The sequence below is a fragment of the Pseudarthrobacter raffinosi genome (assembly GCF_023913735.1).
Taxonomy (GTDB): Bacteria; Actinomycetota; Actinomycetes; order Actinomycetales; family Micrococcaceae; genus Arthrobacter; species Arthrobacter raffinosi.
Genome location: NZ_JAMXBH010000012.1, coordinates 105,628 through 123,772 on the forward strand (window position 1 = coordinate 105,628; position 18,145 = coordinate 123,772).

General features: G+C 64.0%; 19 protein-coding genes. 5 read left to right on the forward strand and 14 right to left on the reverse strand.

The features are described 5' to 3' along the window. The first annotated feature begins 57 nt into the window (after window positions 1-57). Window positions 58-990: a phosphodiesterase gene (locus NG698_RS12885; RefSeq protein ID WP_252610142.1), complete on the forward strand. Its 933-nt coding sequence runs from the start codon at window positions 58-60 to the stop codon at window positions 988-990. Window positions 991-1,053: 63 nt separating this feature from the next. On the opposite strand, the gene NG698_RS12890 is transcribed toward NG698_RS12885, so the two are convergent. Beyond that, window positions 1,054-2,469, reverse strand: coding sequence for a stealth family protein (locus NG698_RS12890; protein WP_374209909.1), 1,416 nt, complete (start codon window positions 2,467-2,469; stop codon window positions 1,054-1,056). A 281-nt stretch (window positions 2,470-2,750) separates the two neighbouring features. Then, a complete protein-coding gene (locus tag NG698_RS12895) occupies window positions 2,751-3,680 on the reverse strand; it encodes a hypothetical protein (RefSeq protein ID WP_252610145.1) in 930 nt (309 codons plus the stop codon). A gap of 149 nt (window positions 3,681-3,829) precedes the next feature. Between NG698_RS12895 and NG698_RS12900 the strand changes: the two genes are divergently transcribed. Both NG698_RS12900 and NG698_RS12905 read left to right on the forward strand, forming a co-directional pair. Beyond that, a complete protein-coding gene (locus NG698_RS12900) occupies window positions 3,830-4,129 on the forward strand; it encodes a type II toxin-antitoxin system VapB family antitoxin (RefSeq protein WP_181577293.1) in 300 nt (99 codons plus the stop codon). Beyond that, window positions 4,122-4,793: a LytR C-terminal domain-containing protein gene (locus tag NG698_RS12905; protein ID WP_252603152.1), complete on the forward strand. Its 672-nt coding sequence runs from the start codon at window positions 4,122-4,124 to the stop codon at window positions 4,791-4,793. The genes NG698_RS12900 and NG698_RS12905 overlap by 8 nt, the downstream gene beginning before the upstream one ends. Before the next feature lie 24 nt (window positions 4,794-4,817). On the opposite strand, the gene NG698_RS12910 is transcribed toward NG698_RS12905, so the two are convergent. The 11 genes from NG698_RS12910 to NG698_RS12960 all read right to left on the reverse strand — a co-directional run bounded on the left by NG698_RS12910 (window position 4,818) and on the right by NG698_RS12960 (window position 15,301). Next, window positions 4,818-5,447, reverse strand: a complete 630-nt coding sequence (locus tag NG698_RS12910; RefSeq protein ID WP_252610147.1) for a TetR/AcrR family transcriptional regulator — start codon at window positions 5,445-5,447, stop codon at window positions 4,818-4,820. Between the two features lie 48 nt (window positions 5,448-5,495). Beyond that, window positions 5,496-6,203 carry a DsbA family oxidoreductase gene (locus NG698_RS12915; protein ID WP_252610250.1) on the reverse strand — a complete coding sequence of 236 codons (708 nt, stop codon included), beginning with the start codon at window positions 6,201-6,203 and terminating at the stop codon, window positions 5,496-5,498. 169 nt (window positions 6,204-6,372) lie between these two features. Continuing rightward, window positions 6,373-6,903, reverse strand: a complete 531-nt coding sequence (locus NG698_RS12920) for a GNAT family N-acetyltransferase (protein ID WP_252610150.1) — start codon at window positions 6,901-6,903, stop codon at window positions 6,373-6,375. 22 nt (window positions 6,904-6,925) lie between these two features. Beyond that, a complete protein-coding gene (locus tag NG698_RS12925) occupies window positions 6,926-7,927 on the reverse strand; it encodes a sugar phosphate isomerase/epimerase family protein (protein WP_252610152.1) in 1,002 nt (333 codons plus the stop codon). A gap of 52 nt (window positions 7,928-7,979) precedes the next feature. Then, the gene (locus tag NG698_RS12930; RefSeq protein WP_252610155.1) at window positions 7,980-8,303 is read right to left on the reverse strand and encodes a putative quinol monooxygenase; all 324 of its coding nucleotides are present in this window, start codon (window positions 8,301-8,303) and stop codon (window positions 7,980-7,982) included. Window positions 8,304-8,403: 100 nt separating this feature from the next. Next, window positions 8,404-9,576, reverse strand: coding sequence for a levoglucosan dehydrogenase (locus tag NG698_RS12935; protein ID WP_252610157.1), 1,173 nt, complete (start codon window positions 9,574-9,576; stop codon window positions 8,404-8,406). Between the two features lie 10 nt (window positions 9,577-9,586). Further along, window positions 9,587-10,423: a sugar phosphate isomerase/epimerase family protein gene (locus NG698_RS12940; protein ID WP_252610160.1), complete on the reverse strand. Its 837-nt coding sequence runs from the start codon at window positions 10,421-10,423 to the stop codon at window positions 9,587-9,589. After that, entirely contained in the window at window positions 10,423-11,583 is a 1,161-nt protein-coding gene (locus tag NG698_RS12945) for a Gfo/Idh/MocA family protein (protein WP_252610162.1), read from the reverse strand. Before NG698_RS12945 ends, NG698_RS12940 begins: the two co-directional genes overlap by 1 nt. 8 nt (window positions 11,584-11,591) lie before the next feature. After that, window positions 11,592-12,581, reverse strand: coding sequence for an ABC transporter permease (locus NG698_RS12950; RefSeq protein ID WP_252610164.1), 990 nt, complete (start codon window positions 12,579-12,581; stop codon window positions 11,592-11,594). 2 nt (window positions 12,582-12,583) lie between these two features. Next, on the reverse strand, window positions 12,584-14,092 hold the full coding sequence (locus NG698_RS12955; protein WP_252610166.1) for a sugar ABC transporter ATP-binding protein: 1,509 nt from the start codon (window positions 14,090-14,092) through the stop codon (window positions 12,584-12,586). Window positions 14,093-14,146: 54 nt separating this feature from the next. Beyond that, on the reverse strand, window positions 14,147-15,301 hold the full coding sequence (locus NG698_RS12960; RefSeq protein ID WP_252610168.1) for a substrate-binding domain-containing protein: 1,155 nt from the start codon (window positions 15,299-15,301) through the stop codon (window positions 14,147-14,149). A gap of 355 nt (window positions 15,302-15,656) precedes the next feature. Between NG698_RS12960 and NG698_RS12965 the strand changes: the two genes are divergently transcribed. Together NG698_RS12965 and NG698_RS12970 are read left to right on the forward strand one after the other, a co-directional pair. After that, window positions 15,657-16,748 (forward strand): ROK family protein, encoded by a 1,092-nt coding sequence (locus NG698_RS12965; protein ID WP_252610253.1) that lies wholly within the window; start codon window positions 15,657-15,659, stop codon window positions 16,746-16,748. Beyond that, window positions 16,663-17,100, forward strand: a complete 438-nt coding sequence (locus NG698_RS12970; RefSeq protein WP_252610170.1) for an ROK family protein — start codon at window positions 16,663-16,665, stop codon at window positions 17,098-17,100. Before NG698_RS12965 ends, NG698_RS12970 begins: the two co-directional genes overlap by 86 nt. Here the strand turns inward: NG698_RS12970 and NG698_RS12975 are convergent. Then, a complete protein-coding gene (locus NG698_RS12975; protein WP_252610172.1) occupies window positions 17,097-18,065 on the reverse strand; it encodes a D-2-hydroxyacid dehydrogenase family protein in 969 nt (322 codons plus the stop codon). The two genes, NG698_RS12970 and NG698_RS12975, sit on opposite strands and share 4 nt — an antisense overlap. Window positions 18,066-18,145: the final 80 nt, after the last annotated feature.

Here is an 18,145-nt window from a genome sequence, read left to right on the forward strand (position 1 = left end):
AATAGTTACTGAAGGGTAGAAGGGAAACGCCGTTTCCCACCAACCACAGAGGCAGCAATGAAGCACATCGAGGCCGAACACCCCCGGCCACGCCACTTCCTTCTCCACCTGAGCGACCCCCACCTGTTGGGAGGTCCGGATCCCCTTCACGGCGCAGTCGACAGCGAAGCCAAGCTCATTCAGCTTTTTGAAGAGGTCAAGGCTTCCGGTGCCCGGCCCGAGGCCGTGATCTTCACGGGCGACCTCGCCGACCGGGGCGACCCTGAAGCCTACGCAAAGCTCCGGGCCATTGTTGATCCCGCCTGCGAAGACATGGGCGCCCAAGTCATCTGGGCCATGGGCAACCACGACAACCGCGCCAACTTCCGGACCGGGCTCTTGGACGAGCCGGCGAGCGATGCGCCGGTGGACCGAAGCTACTTCATCAATGGCCTGCGCATCATCACCATGGACACCTCGGTCCCGGGTTACCACCACGGCGAGCTAAGCCCGTCACAGCTGGGGTGGCTCACCCGCCAGCTGGATACCCCGGCCCCCGACGGCACCATCCTGGCGCTCCACCATCCGCCGGTCCCGTCGGTCTTGGACCTTGCCGTGCTCGTGGAACTGCGGGATCAGGCAAGCCTGGCCTCCGTGGTCCGCAACTCCGACGTCCGGACCATTCTTGCCGGGCATCTGCACTACTCGACCACCGCCACCTTTGCGGGGATTCCTGTCTCCGTCGCCTCGGCCACGTGCTACACCCAGGACCTCAACGTCGCCGTGGGCGGTACCCGCGGCCGGGACGGCGGGCAGGCCTTCAACCTGGTACACGTGTACGAGCACACCATTGTCCACTCCGTGGTTCCGCTGGGGAGCGCGGCCACCGTCGGCGAGCATGTCACCTCGGAAATGACTGCCGAGAGACTGGCCGCGGCGGGCGTCAGCATCCCTGACAACGCCAAAACAGGAGGCGTCAGGAAGGTAGCCCTTCCGAACTACGCTATCTAGCGCGCGAAGCCCGGCGGGTCGGAAGCCCTGACGTGGGCGCGACCAACGTCAGGGCTGCGAGCGTCAGAGCTCCCAGGGCGCCTTGATGGGGTAGTACTTCTCCAGGAAGTCGGTCACGGTCTCGGCGCGCTCGTCCGCGGGGACTTCGGGGAAACTGCCGTCGTTGAGGCAGAAGAAGTCCATGTTCCGCTTGGCCAGCAGCTTGGGCAGGGAGTTCAGCCCGGCGCGGGCGGTGGTGTCCACGTAACGCACCTTGGCTGCGGTCTGCGTGACCGCACGGCCTGTCAGCAGCGCGTAGTAGTGGTAGAAGGAATTGGTGACCGAGATGTTGTCCGCGGCGCGGAACCTGCTCGCCGCCGTCTTCTGGAACTCCTCCGGGAACTCACGCTCCATCCTGGCCACAACGCTGCGCCGCAGCGGGGCGGCGGTGTGTTCCAGGTGCCGCGTGGTGATCCGACCGAACCGGTTCCAGAGCAGCTTGCGGTTCACGCGGGCGGCGTTCTCGAAGCCACTGCGCTCGGCATCGTTGTCGCCCAGCCCGATCCGGGTCTCGGCCTCGATGAACTTCGTGACGCCGCCCGGGGTGAAGAACATGTCCGGGCCCACCGAGCGGCCGAAGAACATGTCGTCATTCGAGTAGAGGAAGTGCTCGGAGAGGCCCTCGATGTGGTGGAGCTGGCATTCCACTGCCTGCGAGTTGTGCGTGGGCAGCACTGCGGGATCGGCGAAAAACTCATCGCTGCGGACAATGGTCACCGACGGGTGCTCCGCGAGCCACTCCGGGGCGGGGGAGTCTGTGGCGATAAAGATGCGGCGGATCCAGGGCGCGAACATGTAGACGGAGCGCAGGGCGTATTTGAGTTCGTTGATCTGCCGGAAGCGGGCTTCGTGGTCGTCGCCTTCGCCGAGAACCACACCCTGCTGCTGGGCACGGCGGGCCGCGATGTATTCGGGAGAGCTGCCATCAACCCACGAAAACACCAGGTCGACGTCGAAGCTGATGTCGCTGGCATGGTCGGCGAACATGTTCTCGATGGTGGGCCAGGTGTGGCCGTACCGTTCAACCGTCCCGCGGACAGCGTCCTGGGACTGCATGGTGCGGCGGGTCAGGGAGTTTTCGATCGGGAGGATCAGCTGATCGCCCTCAAAGCTCCAGAGCTCAATCTGGACGCCGGCGGAGGAACCGAACTCGAAACCGCCGTCGGGTTCAACCCGCGGACGGTAGAGGCGGAAGATGCGGGCCTGACGGTTGGGGGAGAGATCCCCGTCGGCAACCAGCACGGAGGACTTCTTTTTCGCGTCCACGGTCATGGAGTACACGGGCTCGTTGCGGCAGGCTTCCACCAAGGCCGCCCGCAGCTTCTTGCGGTCTTTCCAGTCCAGGGCGATGACCGGACGGTCGTTGTTGCCGCGCACCAAAAGGTAGTCCAGCCCGGCCTCCGCGAGGACGCCCCGCAGGAACAGCAGGTCCTCAACCATGGCCTGGTACGGCGTCCGGTTGTGGTTGATCAGGGCATACCTGCCCTTGTGCCGGACGACGTCCGGCCGGTGCTTGAGCCGCGCCTCAGCAGCCGGAGATGTCACCTCCGCATGCGTGCGCGGTTCTACGGACGCCTGGCCGCCGTAGTAGATCTCGTCCTGGACAGGTGCTTCTGTAATGGTTGTCTCCGTCGCGGCTAAATGGTAAGCGTTCTTATCTGAATAATAGCGCGACCCCCAAAATGGCAGTCTCAAACGGGCGCCGCCGGCCGGGGACGGGCTCAGCCGGCCATGGCCTCCCGCCAGCTGCGCAGGTAAGCTCCGCCGGCGTCGTCGTGAATGACATCTTCCCCAAGCCCGAGATCGGTGGCGGTCAACACGTCATAGGGCTTTACCGGAACGCCGTCCGCCGGGCGGACATCAACGTGTTTTACGGGGTGGTCATTGTGGTGGAGCCAGTCCGCCATGGCGTAGTCCGTGCGGGAATCACCTACCGTCCGCCACGCCAGCGGCGTGATGCCCTGTGCCGCCAGCAACTCCACGGCGCGGCTGGCGCCGAGGTCCTTGCCCAGCCGCACTGACTCAATATCGGTGGAAATGATGGTGGGATCGACGCGGTAGTCCACCTCGTCGTCGGAATTCGGTGCGTGGTGCTCCAGGCGGACCACGCCCATGCCGTGGCGGGTCATGAGGTCCATGGCGTCGGAGTCGAAAAGCTTCTGTTCGGCCAGGTAGTCGGCGGAGGGCACCTCGATGTGCTGCTCAACGGACACCATGGCACGTTTCGTCTCGTCAAAAGACATGTGCCTGGAGTAGTCCTCGGCCACGAGCCGGCGGACGTCATCGCCGTAGGCCTTGGGCACGGCCAGTTCGTGATCAACGTGGATGGGGCCGGGCCCGGCGGCGGTGTAGCTGAACCACACGGCGCCCTTCTCGCAAATGGCGTGGATGACTGTCCCGGCGGGAATGCCGGCGGCGATCATCGGCTCCATGACCTGCTCCCGGATGAAGGTATCGGAGCGGCCGGTATTGAAAATGACCGGAATTCCGGCAGTGGCCAGCGCCACGAGATCGGCAATGATGCCGGGTTTCACGTTACGGGTCACGGGGCTGGCCACGGGTCCGTCAACGTCGAGCAGGAGGGCGAGGGGTGGGGTGGACGGCAGGCGGACGCCGGGCGTGGTGCTGGCAGGGAATTCGGGTGCAGTCATGGCTCCATTGTGTCAGCCACGGGCCTCTGATCCTGCGCCGGCGGCGCGATGTCCACGGCATGTGACAGATGGTCACTGTTTGGCTACAACCTTGGGATGCTGCGGGCCGGACACTTCTCTTGGGCCCCCAAGCTGCTTAGGGTGGCATGGTGATCTTCAAAGCTGTGGGCGAGGGACGCCCGTATCCCGACCATGGTTTCAACACGCCCAAACAGTGGGCGTCGCTGCCGCCGCGCCCTGTCCGCCTGGACGAACTGGTGACCACCAAACGGACGCTCGACCTCGAAGCGCTCCTGGCCGAAGACTCCACCTTTTTCGGAGACCTCTTCCCCCACGTGGTGCAGTACCAGGGAATCCTGTACCTGGAGGACGGGCTGCACCGCGCCGTCCGGACAGCGCTGCACCAGCGGACCGCCATCCACGCCCGCGTGCTGGTCATAGATGGCTAGGAAACCCAAGGACGCCAGCGTCCTGCACGGCCACCACGTTGTCACCGGCCCCGAACTGCGGGCCACGTTTGAGGCTGCCGGAGACCCCGACAACCCGGTGCGGGTCCGCCGCCGCGTGGTGCATGGAGTGGTCCTGGTATTGCTGCTGGGCCTCATTGCCGGCGCCATCATCGTTGCGTTGGCCATCATGAGCGGACAGCTGAAGCTTCCGACGACGTTGGGCAGCAATGAGCCCCGGACCACCTGTCCCGGGGCCACCTTTGACTACACCCCCAACGACAAAATCAACCTCAACGTCTACAACTCCACCAGCCGCCCCGGTCTGGCCCGCTCCGTGGCGGATGAGTTGCTGGTCCGTAAGTTTGTGGTGGGTGCCGTGGCCAACACGGAGGCCGGCTTCCGCGGCGTGGCTGCGGTGGTTTCAGGGGCTGCCGGGCAGTCTGCGGCCTTCAGCGTCCAACGGAACCTGCCCGGCTCCGACTACTTCCAGGACGGCCGGACGGACGCCAGCGTTGACGTGATTCTTTCCAGCGATTTCCAAGAGCTGGCCGCCGCGGACCGTGTGGACCAGACGCCAGGGACGCTCAGCTGCCCGCGTGAAAGCCGGCGGATCGCGGACGATGCCAAGTGGCCGGTGATTCCGACGGCCGGCGCCACACCCTAGGCCCAGGCTCTAGGCCCCCACGCCCTAGCTGATGAGCAGGGGTGCGCCGTCGTCGTCGAACCTTGCTCCGGCGCCCAGCTGGATGAACCGCACGGTCCGAGCGATCCGGGCCTCAAGTTCGGCGGGCTCGTTGCTGCCGCGTGCGGCGCTGGAGGAGAGCGTGCCGTGGATGAGCTGCGCCTGCTGGCCAATGTCCGCTTGCGGCAGGTACCCCTGCGCCATGCCGTCCCGGAGGATGCCCTGCAGCAGGACGCTGAGTTCACCCACGTGGTCGGCCAGTTTCGCAAAGGACGACGGCGACAGCACCGCCGCCATCGCGGGTCCGGGCGGGAGGTGGCGGCGGCTAAGGTCCTCCACCTGGGTGCGCACGTACAGGGCCAGCCGTTCGACGGGGTTCTCGAGCCTGCTCAGAGACTCCCGGAGTTCGGCGAGGAAGCGCTCGGTCTCATCCAGGGCGTAGGAGATCAGGAGTTCTTCGATGTCCGCGTAATAGTTGTACACCGCGGTCCGCCCCACGCCGGCATGCCGGGCGACGTCCGTCATGGTCAGTCCGGGCAGGCCGTGCGTGAACAGGAGTTCCCCGAACGCTGTCAGGACCCTGCGTTGAGTCTCGGCGCGTTGCGCGGCGTTGTTGGCCGCCGAAATCCTGGGCATGCAGACACTTTACCGCGATGTGTCAGTAAACTCTCTCATCGGGCCGTGTCAGACCGCGCAGCCGTCCGGGCCGCAGGCCTCGCCGTCGTTGCCGTCCGCGGCGGTGACCAGAACCAGGGGGTTGGTCTCCTGCCAGGCCTGGTTGAGCGCCGCCGTGAACGTTTCGGCGGGCTGGGCACCCGAGAGGCCAAACTTGCGGTCAATCACAAAAAACGGCACGCCCGTGATGCCCAGGGCGCGGGCTTCCTCGAAATCGAAGCGGACGTCGTCGGCGTACTTGTCCGTGGTGAAGAGCTCGGCGACGTCATCGGTGTTGAGGCCCAGCTCCTGGCCCAGGGCGGTGAGGTACTCGGCGCTGCCGATGTCCTTGCCGTGCTCGAAATGGTCGCTCAGCAGGCGTTCCTTCGCGGCATCCTGCTGTCCGTGCTGCGCCGCGAGGTGGATCAGTCGGTGGGCGGTGAAGCTGTTGGCCACCACCACCTGGTCGAACCGGTAGTTCAGGCCCTCGCCCTTGGCCTGCTCGGTGACGTGGTCAAACATCTGCAAGACCTGCGCCTGGGCCATGCCCTTGCGCGTGCTCAGATACTCCAGTTCGGTGCCGTCATAGTGCTCGGGAAGGGTGGGGTCCAGCTGGTAGCTGCGCCACTTCACCTCAACAGCGTCGCGGTGCGGGAACTCGGCCAGGGCGGCCTCGAACCGGCGCTTGCCGATGTAGCACCACGGACACGCGACGTCTGACCAGATCTCAATCTTCATGCTTGCCACAACCCCGCCTGCCCCGGGGCCATTCCGCGGCGGGGTGTCAGATTGGTCACCATTGAGCGCGAACAGACACTTGAGGCCCTCAGCCGCGCGGCCTCAAGTGTCCCTTCGCGCTGGGTATTCGCGCTGGGTGTGGGCGGTGGGTGTGTCGCGTTGGGTGGGGTCAGACGGCGCGTTCGAGGACGAAGTCGTGCTCCACGGTGGTTCCCAGCCGGAAGGACTTGCTGCCCACCTTGTGGAAGCCGGACTTTTCGTAGAACCGGATGGCCCGGGCGTTCCGGCTGTTGACCCCCAGCCATACTCCGGCCGCGCCCGCTTCTGCCGCCGCCCGGAGGCTGGCGTGCATCAGTTCGCCGGCCGCGCCCAGGCCGTGGTGTTCGGGGTGGACGTAGCATTTGCTGAGCTCCACGGAGGGCAGGACTTTCAGCGCCGCCGCGACATCCGGATCCTCTGCTGGCCGGTTCAACAGCAGGCTGTAGCCGCGGAGCGCCCCGTCCGCGTCAATGACCAGGATGGTGACATCAGGATCCGCCAGGTACTCCCGGAAGTGCCGTTCGCTGAGCGTGTTGGCCAAGTGCGCGGCAATGTCCTCGGGTGACGACGACGGCGGGCACGCCAGCGGGAAGGTGACGGCCGCCAGGTCGGCGAGCCGGCCGGCGTCGTCCGTTGTTGCCTTTCGAATCGTGTGGGTCATGCAGGGATTCTACGTGCGCTTCCTAGGGCTTCGTGCTGAAGGCGGCGTCAAAGCTGGTCTGGGAGGCGGGGAAGTCGAACTTCTTCAGCGCGGCGAGGGCTTCCGGTGCGCCGTGGAGCCGGTCCATGCCGGCGTCTTCCCATTCGACGGAGATCGGCCCGTTGTAGCCGATCGCGGCCAGGGCGCGGAAAGACGATTCCCAGGGGACATCGCCGCGGCCGGCGGAGACGAAGTCCCAGCCCCGGCGCGGGTCGCCCCACGGCAGATGCGAGCCCATGACGGTGTTCCGGCCGGTCTGGCGCAGCTTGGTGTCCTTGCAGTCCACGTGGTAGATCCGGTCCTTGAAGTCCCAGATGAACGAGACGGGGTCGATGCCCTGCCACATGAAGTGGGACGGGTCCCAGTTCAGGCCGAACGCTTCACGGTGGCCGATCGCTTCGAGGGTGCGGACGGTGGTCCAGTAGTCGTAGGCGATCTCGGAGGGGTGGACCTCGTGGGCGAAGCGGACACCGCATTCGTCGAAGACGTCCAGGATGGGGTTCCAGCGGTCGGCGAAGTCCTGGTAGCCGGCCTCGATCACGGCGGCGGGGACGGGCGGGAACATGGCCACGTACTGCCAGATGGAGGAGCCGGTGAATCCGACGACGGTGTCCACTCCGAGGGCTTTGGCCAGCCGGGCGGTGTGTTTCATTTCCTCGGCGGCGCGTTGGCGGACGCCCTCGGGGTCGCCGTCGCCCCAGACTTTCGCGCCGACGATCGCTTCGTGGCGGAAGTCGATGGGGTCATCGCACACGGCCTGGCCCTTGAGGTGGTTGGAGATGGCCCAGACCTTGAGGTTGTACTTGGCCAGGACGGCGAGCTTGGACTCCACGTAGCCGGGCTCGTCCCAGCGCCAGGCGTCCAGGTGGTCCCCGGACACGGCGATTTCCAGGCCGTCGTAGCCCCAGCCGGAGGCCAGGCGCGCGACTTCCTCGAACGGGAGGTCGGCCCACTGGCCGGTGAACAGGGTGTAGGGGCGGGGCATGTCAGGCTCCTTCGGAGGGCGGGCGTTGCCAGCTGGATGGTCTCGGATCGGCTTACGCGATGGGGCGAAGCCGGTGCACGCGCAGGGGTTCAGCCATGAACTGCGCTGCGGATTCCACGAAGTCTACGACGTGCGGTTGTTCATTGTGGGCGTCGAGGGCCTCACTGCTCGTCCATTTCTCGCAAAGCAGGAAGGTGTCGGGATCCTGCTCGTCGCCGAACACCGAGTACTCCAGGCAACCGGGATCGAGACGGCTGGCATTCTGAAGAACAGTCAGCAGCCGCTTTAACTCGTCAGCGCTGCCCTGCTCGGCGACGAAGATTGGAATCAGATGGACGGGGCCGGAGGTGGGCGACCCGGTTGTTGCAGCAGTCATCACGACGCCTTATCTTGGCACTGTCTGCCAGGGACTGGTCGGGCGAGGCAGGCGCGCAGCTTCATTTTCAGCCACACGCCTGCCCGCCCCGATGGCTGGGTTAGGCGTCGATCCTTGGTACGTCGACCCAGGCTCCGCTTTCCGCGGATTCGATGATTGCGTCGTCGATCAGGGCGATTTGATACCCGTCAGCGAAGTTCGGGCTGACGCTTCCGCCTTCAGCGATTGCCTTGAAGAAATCGTAGGCTTCAATGATCTTGGTTTCACCGTAGCCAATGCCCAGGGCCGGGATGGGCCAGAGCCCTTCTCCGTACGGGTGCGCAGGGCCGGTGTAGACAGTCCGGAACCCCCGGCGGTCACCGGGGTCGCTGGCGAAGCAAACCTGGAGTTCATCGCGCCGTTCGTAGTTGAACACGATGCTACCTTCGGTGCCGTGGATCTCGAAGGTCAGGAAGTTGTTGCGGCCGTAGGCGTTGCGGGTCGCTTCGATGGATCCGATGGCACCGTTGGCAAACTTGACCATGGTGAGCACTTCGTCATCCACATCCACAGCCCCGCGGGGACCTTCCCCACCGGAGACGTTACCCAGGCTGTCCGCGCTGCCGGACTGCAACGGCCGCTCCGGAATCCAGGTGGACATTACCGAATTGACGGATGTGAATTCGCCGACGAGGTAGCGGGCCATATCGATTACGTGGGTTCCAATGTCGCCCAATGCGCCCGAACCTGCGATGGACTTCTGGAAGCGCCAGGAGAGCGGGGAATTCGCGTCGGCGCTCCAGTCCTGCAGGTAGGTGCCGCGGAAGCTGATAACCCGGCCGATGGCACCCTCGTCAATGTACTTTTTGGCCAGGGCGACTGCCGGTGTGCGGCGGTAGTTGAACGCAACCATGTGCACGATGTCAGTGTTCTTCACCGCGTCATACATGGCCTTGGATTCCTCACCCGTCCGCGCCAGCGGCTTTTCACAGATGATGTGCTTTCCGGCCTCGGCCGCAGCGATAGCGATCTCGGCATGAAGGTGGTTCGGCGTCGCGATGTCGACCACGTGGATGTCCGGATCATCGATGATGCTTCGCCAGTCTGAAGTGGACTTTTCGAAGCCGAAGCGGCTGGCGGCCTGGGCGGCCAGCTCGTCTGTGGCTTCGGCGATCACCTTGCGTACCGGCATTGCGGGGGCTGGCCAGAAGAACATGGGCATGGCCGCGTAGGCAAGGGAGTGGGCTTTGCCCATGAAGCCGCCGCCGATGAGGCCGACGTTGAGATTCTGCATGGCGTGTTCCTTATCGTTGGATGCCGGATTCGGCGAGGATCTTGTCGAGGTACTTCTTGCTGATTTCTGCGGCAGCCCGGGGGTCGCCGTCGTACGAGTCCAGTTCCACCATCAGCCAGCTGTCATAGCCGCTTTCCTTCACCGCGCGGATGATGTCCGGGAAATCCAGGTCCCCTTCTCCCAGCGGCAGGAACTGGAAGGGATCCTTCTTGAAGTCCTTGAGGTGGACATGCCGGATACGGTCAGGGTATTTGCGGATCGCGGCCGCCGGATCGCCGCCGCCTGCGGCGAGATGCGCTGTGTCGGGGCAGAATCCTATCCGGGTCTTGGACATGAGGCGGTCAAGTTCATCCGGACTTTCCACGATGGTTGTCAAATGCGGGTGATAGCTCGCCGACAGCCCGAATTCCTCAGCGATGTCCGTGACGCGGTCCAGCGCAGTGCCCAGCCGGTCGTAGTCCTCGTCCGTTGTTCCGGCCGCCCGTCGCGCGCCACCGCCGACGACGAGACGTTCCGCCCCGAAGATGGTGGCCAGTTCCGCAGCCCGCCGGATTCGGTGGAGCTCGTCTGGGAGGATATCGGCGTAGATGAAGTTCGCACCTGTGTAAACGCTGACAAGCTCGAGTCCGGCGTTGGACAGCGTTTCACGGAGCTCATCCGGCCGGTCCGCGTATTCGACCAGGTTGCCGTCGAACATTTCGGTGCCTTCGTAGCCGGCCGCCGCGATGTCACGTACCGCAGTTTCCATGGAGCCGTTAGTGAGGTAGTAGAGGTCTTTGACGCTCGTCACCCCGACGGGGTGACCGCCGACGCCGCCCCAAGTGATCGAATGGTATCCAAGTCGCATTAGCTTTGCCTTTCAAGTGCTGGTTGGTCCGGTGTGCGTGCGCTAAGGGGGAGTCCGGCGTCGATGTCCGGAACGTCGACCCATGCGTTCGTGGCTGTGGAGTCCAAGACAGCCTGGGTTATCTGTGCCGCGCGCAGGCCGTCGCGGAACGTGGGCAGGCCATCGATGCTTTCGCCCCGGGCCGCCGCGTAGACGTCCGCGATGAAAGCGTTGAAGCTGTCCTGGTAGCCATGCGGGTGGCCGGCGGGAAGGCGGGCGTACCTCTGCGACTCCGGGTAAGAAAGCGTGTCCGGTCCGCTCGGGACGCGGATGCTGCCCCGGGATCCGCCTACCCAAAGGGTGTCGGGCTGCTCCTGATTGAAGCTGAAGGACTCCTCCGTGCCGTCGAATGAGAACCAGAGCCGGTTCTTTCGGCCAGGCGTAACTTGGCTGACCACGAGGGACCCGGTTGCGCCGCGGTCGGTTTCAAACAACAGCGCGGCGCCGTCTTCAGTACCTACGTCCCGCATGACACCTTTGCTGGCGCGCTGCGCGAACGCCCTGGACGTCCTCGCGACCAGTCGGCTGATCCTGTGTCCCGTGGCGAACTCCATGAGGTCGCACCAGTGGACTCCGATGTCACCGAATGCCCGGGACGTCCCGCCTGCTGCCGGGTCAACCCGCCAGTTGGTTGCATCCGAGCTGGCAAGCCAGTCCTGCAGATAGGAACCGTGCAATAGCCACAGATTGCCTGCTTCGCCGCGTGCGATCCGCGCACGGGCTTCCCGAACCGCCGGATAGAAACGGTAGACAAACGGTACGGCCGCCACTGTGCCCGCGCCATCTGCCAGGTCGCGGAGCTTCTGTGCATCCTCAAGCGTTGTTGCCAGTGGTTTCTCGCACACCACGTGCTTGCCCGCAGCTATGGCCCGCTTTGCAAGGGCCGCGTGCGTCGCGTTCGGCGTGCAGATGTGTACGACGTCGACCTGGTCACTGTCGATCAATGCCTCCGGCGAGGGTGCCGCTTCTAGCGCATGAAGCCTGATAGCCGCATCTGCGGCACTCTCAGGCGTGCGCCCCGAGATTTCGCTGACGATACCGCCATTGGCCCTCACAGCATGCGCGTGAACCGCCCCCATGAATCCCGTGCCGATGATGCCTGCGCGCAGTGTGCGGGTCATGCGCCCGGTCACTTCTTGCGGGCGAGCGCAACAGCGAGAATGATGATCGCTCCGCGCACCACCTGCTGCTGGCTGCTGTCCAGGCCGGCCAGGATCAGGCCGTTGTTGATCAAACCGATCAGCAGTGCACCGAACAGTGTGCCGACCACCGATCCTGCGCCTCCGAAGAGGCTTGTGCCGCCCAGAATCACTGCAGCAATGGCCGACAGCTCGTCGCCACTGCCCCACTGGAACCGGCCTGACTCGAGCCGTCCGGCGTAGAGCATTCCGGCGAAGCTGGCAACGACGCCCGAGATCAGCAGCACCTGAAATTTGATGCGCTTGGTATTGATGCCGGTGAAATCAGCAGCCGTGCGGTTGCCACCCGTCGCGAGGACCTGCCGCCCGAACTTAGTCCGGGAGAGTACGACGGCGCCGATGGCCACGAAGATGGCACTCCACACAATCAGTCCGGGAACCGGTCCAAAGTTGCCGGAGCCGAACAACAAGTTGAAGGTGTCGTTAAGGATCGGCTGCGGTGCCGAGGCTGTGATCCATTGCGCTACCCCGACGGCAATTCCGAGCATGCCAAGAGTAACGAGGAATGAGGGTATTCCGAGAAGGCTGACGAGTGCACCGTTGATGGATCCGACAACGAGTCCAACCGCGAGGCCGGCGAGGATGCCCGGAACAATTCCCCACTGGGAGAGTGCCATGGCAGTACAAACGCTGGACAGGCCGGCGACGGAACCCACACTGAGGTCGATCTCCGCACAGGCAATGACGTAGGTCATGCCGACCGCGATGACGGTGATGGTCGCTGTCTGCCGGAAGATGTTCAGAAGGTTGTTCGGGGAAAGGAACCCCTGGTCCCGCAACAGTACGGCAAAGAAGATAAAGACGACGACGAAGCCTATGTAGATGACGTAGCGGCGCCAGTCGAGCTCACGCAAGGTGCGCTTGAACTTGTCTGACGCCCCTCCCCCGGAGGCTTTCGTTGAGACGGTTGAATTGTTCATGATCAGACTCCCTGGACTGCGAGTTGTAGTGATTCTTCGTCAGCGATTTCACTTCGTTTGAGGTCACCGGTTATGGATCCGTCCCTCAGAATCAGCACTCTGTCGCTGACCGCGAGGAGTTCGGGATATTCCGACGAAATGACGATGACAGCCTTTCCTGCCTTGGCGAGTTCGCGGATCATGTCCAGAATTTCGCTTTTGGTGCCAATGTCGACCCCGGCAGTGGGCTCGTCGAGAATGAGAACATCCGGCTCGGTGCCGAGCCACTTGGCCAACACGACTTTCTGCTGGTTTCCCCCAGAGAGCAGACGCACCGGCTTGCCTGGGTGGGCAACCTTCACGGCGAACTTCTTAATCAGGGAGCTTGACAAGGACTTGCCGGCTGCCGTATCGAGCAACGGTCCGCGCCGGATCCGGTCGAGCAGCGGCAAGAGCAGGTTGTCACGAACGGAGTGGTCAAGGACGAGCCCCTGGGCCCTGCGGTCTTCGGGAATGAGCGCCAGACCCGCCTCAATGGCGCGCCGGGGGCTAGTTATGGCGGCTTTCTTGCCTCCGATCCAGATCTCCCCGCTCTCCAGTGGGTCGATGCCGAACAACACCCTGGCGAGCTCCGTTCTTCCGCTGCCCATCAGGCCGGCAAGCCCAAGAATTTCTCCGGCATGCAGCGTGAAGGACACATTACGGACGCGGTTGCCGGAACTGATGCCCTTGGCCTCAAGAACAGGAATGGCCGTAGCCGAGTAGTCGTCCCGCTGCCGATAGCTCAGCTGGCCCTCAATCTTCTTGCCGACGATGCCTTCTACGATTTGCTCCGGCGTGACGTTGGTCAGCGGCTCGGTGAGCAGGCGGCGTCCGTCGCGCAGGATCGTGATGCGGTCCGCGATGCGGTAGACCTCATCCATCCGGTGAGAAATGTAGATGATGGATATCCCGCGTTTCTTGAGCCTCGCCACCAGATCAAAGAGCGCCTCTGTCTCATGCCGGGCCAAACTCGCCGTCGGTTCATCCATGATGAGGACGCGGGCGTCCTGCGCCAGGGCCTTGGCGATTTCCGTCAACTGCCAGTAGGCGGTGCCGAGGCGGGAAACATGGGCCCGCGGGTCGACGTCGACCTCCATGTCCGCGAAAATCTCGCGAGCCTTGCGGACGGCCTCGCGGTCGTCGATCAACCCGCTGCGGCCCTGCGGCTCTGCGGCGAGAAAGATGTTCTGGGCGACAGTGAGGCTTGGGACAAGGCTGAATTCCTGGAACACCATGCCGATTCCGGCTGCCTTGGCGTCCTGGATCGAATTGATGTCGACAGGTTTTCCGGCAACGAGGATGCTGCCGGCGTCCGCATGGTAGACGCCCTGGAGAATTTTCATCAGCGTGGACTTACCGGCTCCGTTTCCGCCGGCCAGCGCATGCACCTCTCCAGTGCGCACTTCGAAGGCCACGTCATTGAGGACATTGACTCCGTTGAATCCCTTTGAGATCGAGCGCATCTCGACGGCCGGGTCTTCTGTGTTCATGGTGAGATCACTTTCACTGGGTGGGGCAGGATTTCAGCATTGCCACACTGCCGGCTATTTCTTGTATGAGTCCTGAAGGTCCTTCGGAGCGTCTTCGTGGTAGACCTGCTTCCATGCCTCAAGAACGTTGGAATGGTCTACGGGAAGCGCGCTGAGCGCCACGTAGGCCGGTGTGCTCTTTCCCAACAGGGCGAGTGCGCCGAGACGGGCCTCAGTGACGCCCTGGTCAAAAGGAACCTGGGCGCCGAGTCCGACTACAAGCTCGTTCTTGGCCATAGCAATGGCGACGTTCTTGCCGAGGTCCTGGGTTGCAATCTTCAGATCGGTACGGCCTGCAGCCCGGGCCGCAGCCATTACGCCTTCTGCCGGGACGTCCCACACAGCCCAGATGCCCGCGAGGTTAGGGTGCTTGCTTAGCATCGCGTTGGCCGCAGACTGTGCGTCGCCGGCAAAATCGGGGCCGGCGATGCCCTTTTCCTCGATGAGCTTGATCCCGGGGTATTCCTTGGTGATCGTTTCCTTGAAGCCCTGGTAGCGCTGCTTTGTGACGAAGAAGTCGGCCTCATGGAAGATGACACCGATATCACCCTTACCGCCGAGCCCCTTGGCCATCTGATGGGCGGATACGACCCCGTTGCCGAAGTTGTCTGCGGAGACGACGGAGACGTAGTCCTTGCCCGCGGTGAGCCCCTGGGGAACGTTATCCATGAATACCAGCTTGGCCCCGGTACTCGCTGCCTTCTTATATGCGGACGCTGTCGCCACCGGATCCGTGGGGATGGAGACAATGACGTCTGGGTTCTGGATCATGACGGTCTCGAGATCGGACACCTGCTTGTCCGGCTTGAAGTTGGCATCGGTGGTCGCGATGACCTTTATGCCAAGCCTGGCGAATTCGCTCTTCAGACCAGCGGTCTGGGCGTTAGCCCAGTCGTTGCCGCCGTAGTGCATGACGATGGCGGCCGTGGCGCCGAGGGCCTTGACCTTTGAGATATCCTCTTCACTGAGCTCGGCTACGGAGGCTGGTGAAGGCTCTTCGCCGTTCGGACCCTTGCTGAGCACCTGGCCCTTGATTTTTGCCAACGCTGCGTCCGCCTTCTCTGACACACCGGCGTCCTGAGTTGAGGTGGCGGTTGTGGACGAGCTGCAGCCGGTCGCTGTCAAAGCAAGCGCCGTGGCAAGAACAACAAGCGGGAGCTTGTATTTCATGACTATTCTCCAATGAATATGAGGCTGGGTACCGCTCTGGACCCTCGGCCGATGTCTAGCGACGCCACCTTGTCTTGTGTGACTCGCAACAACATAAAGTTATGCACGATACGTGCAAAAGTCAACCCCGTGGGGGATAATGGTTGCAGATCAACGAAGTTAAGGAGTCGAAAACGTGACGGGGAATATCGGAAATCCAGCGCTTCCAGGCGAGCAGGTGGATTCACTGGCTCCTATCCTGAATGCCGTCCGCTCCGGGAAAGCACTAACTCGCCCGGAGCTTGTGCGCGCAACCGGGCTCGGGAGAAACGTCGTCTCCCAGAGGGTCGATTACCTTCTCGGCTCGGGGCTATTGGTGGAAGGGGCGACCGGTCCGTCCCAAGGAGGCCGTGCTCCGCGTCAGCTGGCTTTCAGGGCCTCCGCAGGGCAGGTACTGGTAGCCGAGCTGGGAGCGTCAAGCCTGGGGGTCGCGCTGACGGATCTGGATGGCCGGGTCGCGTCAGCGTTAGAAGAACCGTGCGACATCAATGCGGGGCCGGAGTTGATTTTGGACCGGGTAGGCCAGTTGTTTGGACAGATGCTCGAGGGGGGTCGGCCGGCGGCCAGCCTCTGGGGTATAGGGGTGGGGTTGCCCGGACCCGTCGAGTTCGCCACCGGCAAGCCGGTAGTGCCGCCCATCATGCCGGGTTGGGATGGCTTTGACGTTCGGGCATTTTTCCAGGACCGGTTCTCTGCTCCGGTCTGGGTGGACAACGAAGTGAACCTGATGGCACTCGGTGAATTTCGGGACGGACTCGCTCGTGGGCACTCGGACATCGTTTACGTCAAGGTGGGAACAGGGATCGGTGCAGGACTGATTTCTCAGGGCCGGCTTCACCGGGGGGCTTTGGGGAGTGCCGGGGACATCGGCCACATCAGGATGGGACCGGACACCGTCGTGTGCCGCTGTGGCAAGCGCGGTTGCCTGGAAGCCATGGCGGGGGGAGCCGCGCTCGCCCGGCAGGGGGAGGACGCGGCGCGATCTGGAAAGAGCCGGCTGCTGGCCGCGGTCCTTGCGGAGCGCGGTTCTGTTTCTGCGCGCGACATCGCCGAAGCTGGCCGTAGGGGCGATGCCGACGCGACCGATCTGCTGCTCCATTCAGCCAGGGAAGTAGGCGAGGCCGTGTCACTGCTGGTCAATGTTTTCAATCCGTCGCTGGTACTGATCGGGGGCGGGGTCGCTGACGCTGGTGACCTTTATCTGGCCGAAGTCCGGCGGACAGTGTTGGGCAGCTCCCTGCCCCTGGCGACCCGAAACCTGAGGATCCTGGCGTCACCTACAGGAGATCAGGCAGGACTTCGGGGCGCCGCTTTCATGGTCATTGACGAGCTACTGTCAGGAAGGCTGCTCCGGGAATGGATTAACGACGGGAGCCCGGCCGGACGCGCTGAATTGGCCGGATTCTAGTCCCCACAGCGCTGGACCGGTCCTGCGGTTGCTCCATGCCGGAAATCTGCAGGCCATCCACGCCCTGCGCCAGGCCGGCCGGGATGTCGGCGACGCGCTGGCCACCGTGGTCAACCTGCTCAACCCGTCCGTCATTGTCATCGGCGGGAGCCTTGGCCAGGCAGGAGAGCATTTGATGGCCGGCGTCCGCGAAGTGGTCTACCGGCGGTCCTTGCCGCTGGCAACCAGCCACCTGCGGATCGCCCTTTCCATGGCCGGGGACCAGGCGGCGATTCTTGGTGCGAGCCAGATGGTCACGCAGTACGTGTTGTCGCCTGCAGCCATTGAGGCAACTCTCCAGGCGGCCGGTTAGCCTTTAGAGGCCGTAATCACGCGGACCGGCGTTCCCTCCAGCCAGGCCTTGACGTCCTCGAACGCGCCACCGTAGAACTGCCGGTAGCTCTCCGCTGTCACGTAGCCGAGGTGCGGGGACAGGACAGTGTTGGGGGCGCTGAGCAGCGGGTGGCCCGCGGGAAGTGGTTCCTGGTCAAAAACGTCCAGGGCCGCGCCCCGGATCCAGCCCTCGTTCAAAGCCCGCACCAGGGAATCCTGGTTCACCAGCGGACCCCGCGAGGTGTTCACCAGGATGCCTTCCGGACCCAGGAGCCGCAGTTCCTGCTCACCCACGATGTCCTCGGAACGGGGAGACAACCGCAGATGGAGGGTGACGACGTCGGAATTCCTGAAAAGGTCCTCCTTGCTGACCTTCTGGACCCCGGCCTCAGCCGCGGCCTCAGCGGTGAGATTCTGGCTCCAGGCGAGCACCTCCATGCCGAACGCCTGCCCGTAGGCCGCGATCCGCCGCCCGGTCTTGCCCAGGCCCACGATGCCCAAGGTCTTGCCGGACAGCTCCATCCCCACCGAGGTCTGCCACGTGCCGGCGCGCAGCGAGTTCTCCTCGGCCGGGAGGTTGCGGGCGATCGCGAGCAGCAAAGCCCAGGTCAGTTCGGGCGCGGCTGTGGGTGACCCGGGCGTGCCGCACACGGTGATGCCGAGTTCCGCTGCTGCGGCCACATCGATGGCGGCGTTGGCCATGCCGGTGGTCACCAGCAGCTTCAGCGCCGGGAGCCGTTCCAGCACGGTACGGGGGAACGGGGTCCGCTCACGCATCGCAATGACGATCTGGTAGTCGGCGAGCGCCGCTGCCAGGGCGTCCTCGGACTGGAAGGGCTCGCGGAAGACGGACGTTGTGACGCCTGTCGATTCCAGGGAGGACCAGTCGGCGAAGGCGTGCGCCACGTCCTGGTAGTCGTCGAGGATGGCAAGCCGTTGCTGCATGTCTGTTCCTTCGTCCGAGGGTGCGGCTTAATATCCCCGCACGTTGGGGCCCGCTGGTGTGAGCTTCATCGTATGCCAGG

What these genes read in the sequence shown, in the direction of transcription:
- NG698_RS12885 (WP_252610142.1), top strand. Translation starts at nt 58, where the DNA reads ATGAAGCACATCGAGGCCGAACACCCCCGGCCACGCCACTTCCTTCTC.
- NG698_RS12890 (WP_374209909.1), bottom strand. Translation starts at nt 2,469, where the DNA reads ATGGTTGAGGACCTGCTGTTCCTGCGGGGCGTCCTCGCGGAGGCCGGG.
- NG698_RS12895 (WP_252610145.1), bottom strand. Translation starts at nt 3,680, where the DNA reads ATGACTGCACCCGAATTCCCTGCCAGCACCACGCCCGGCGTCCGCCTG.
- NG698_RS12905 (WP_252603152.1), top strand. Translation starts at nt 4,122, where the DNA reads ATGGCTAGGAAACCCAAGGACGCCAGCGTCCTGCACGGCCACCACGTT.
- NG698_RS12910 (WP_252610147.1), bottom strand. Translation starts at nt 5,447, where the DNA reads ATGCCCAGGATTTCGGCGGCCAACAACGCCGCGCAACGCGCCGAGACT.
- NG698_RS12915 (WP_252610250.1), bottom strand. Translation starts at nt 6,203, where the DNA reads ATGAAGATTGAGATCTGGTCAGACGTCGCGTGTCCGTGGTGCTACATC.
- NG698_RS12920 (WP_252610150.1), bottom strand. Translation starts at nt 6,903, where the DNA reads ATGACCCACACGATTCGAAAGGCAACAACGGACGACGCCGGCCGGCTC.
- NG698_RS12925 (WP_252610152.1), bottom strand. Translation starts at nt 7,927, where the DNA reads ATGCCCCGCCCCTACACCCTGTTCACCGGCCAGTGGGCCGACCTCCCG.
- NG698_RS12930 (WP_252610155.1), bottom strand. Translation starts at nt 8,303, where the DNA reads ATGACTGCTGCAACAACCGGGTCGCCCACCTCCGGCCCCGTCCATCTG.
- NG698_RS12935 (WP_252610157.1), bottom strand. Translation starts at nt 9,576, where the DNA reads ATGCAGAATCTCAACGTCGGCCTCATCGGCGGCGGCTTCATGGGCAAA.
- NG698_RS12940 (WP_252610160.1), bottom strand. Translation starts at nt 10,423, where the DNA reads ATGCGACTTGGATACCATTCGATCACTTGGGGCGGCGTCGGCGGTCAC.
- NG698_RS12945 (WP_252610162.1), bottom strand. Translation starts at nt 11,583, where the DNA reads ATGACCCGCACACTGCGCGCAGGCATCATCGGCACGGGATTCATGGGG.
- NG698_RS12950 (WP_252610164.1), bottom strand. Translation starts at nt 12,581, where the DNA reads ATGAACAATTCAACCGTCTCAACGAAAGCCTCCGGGGGAGGGGCGTCA.
- NG698_RS12955 (WP_252610166.1), bottom strand. Translation starts at nt 14,092, where the DNA reads ATGAACACAGAAGACCCGGCCGTCGAGATGCGCTCGATCTCAAAGGGA.
- NG698_RS12960 (WP_252610168.1), bottom strand. Translation starts at nt 15,301, where the DNA reads ATGAAATACAAGCTCCCGCTTGTTGTTCTTGCCACGGCGCTTGCTTTG.
- NG698_RS12975 (WP_252610172.1), bottom strand. Translation starts at nt 18,065, where the DNA reads ATGCAGCAACGGCTTGCCATCCTCGACGACTACCAGGACGTGGCGCAC.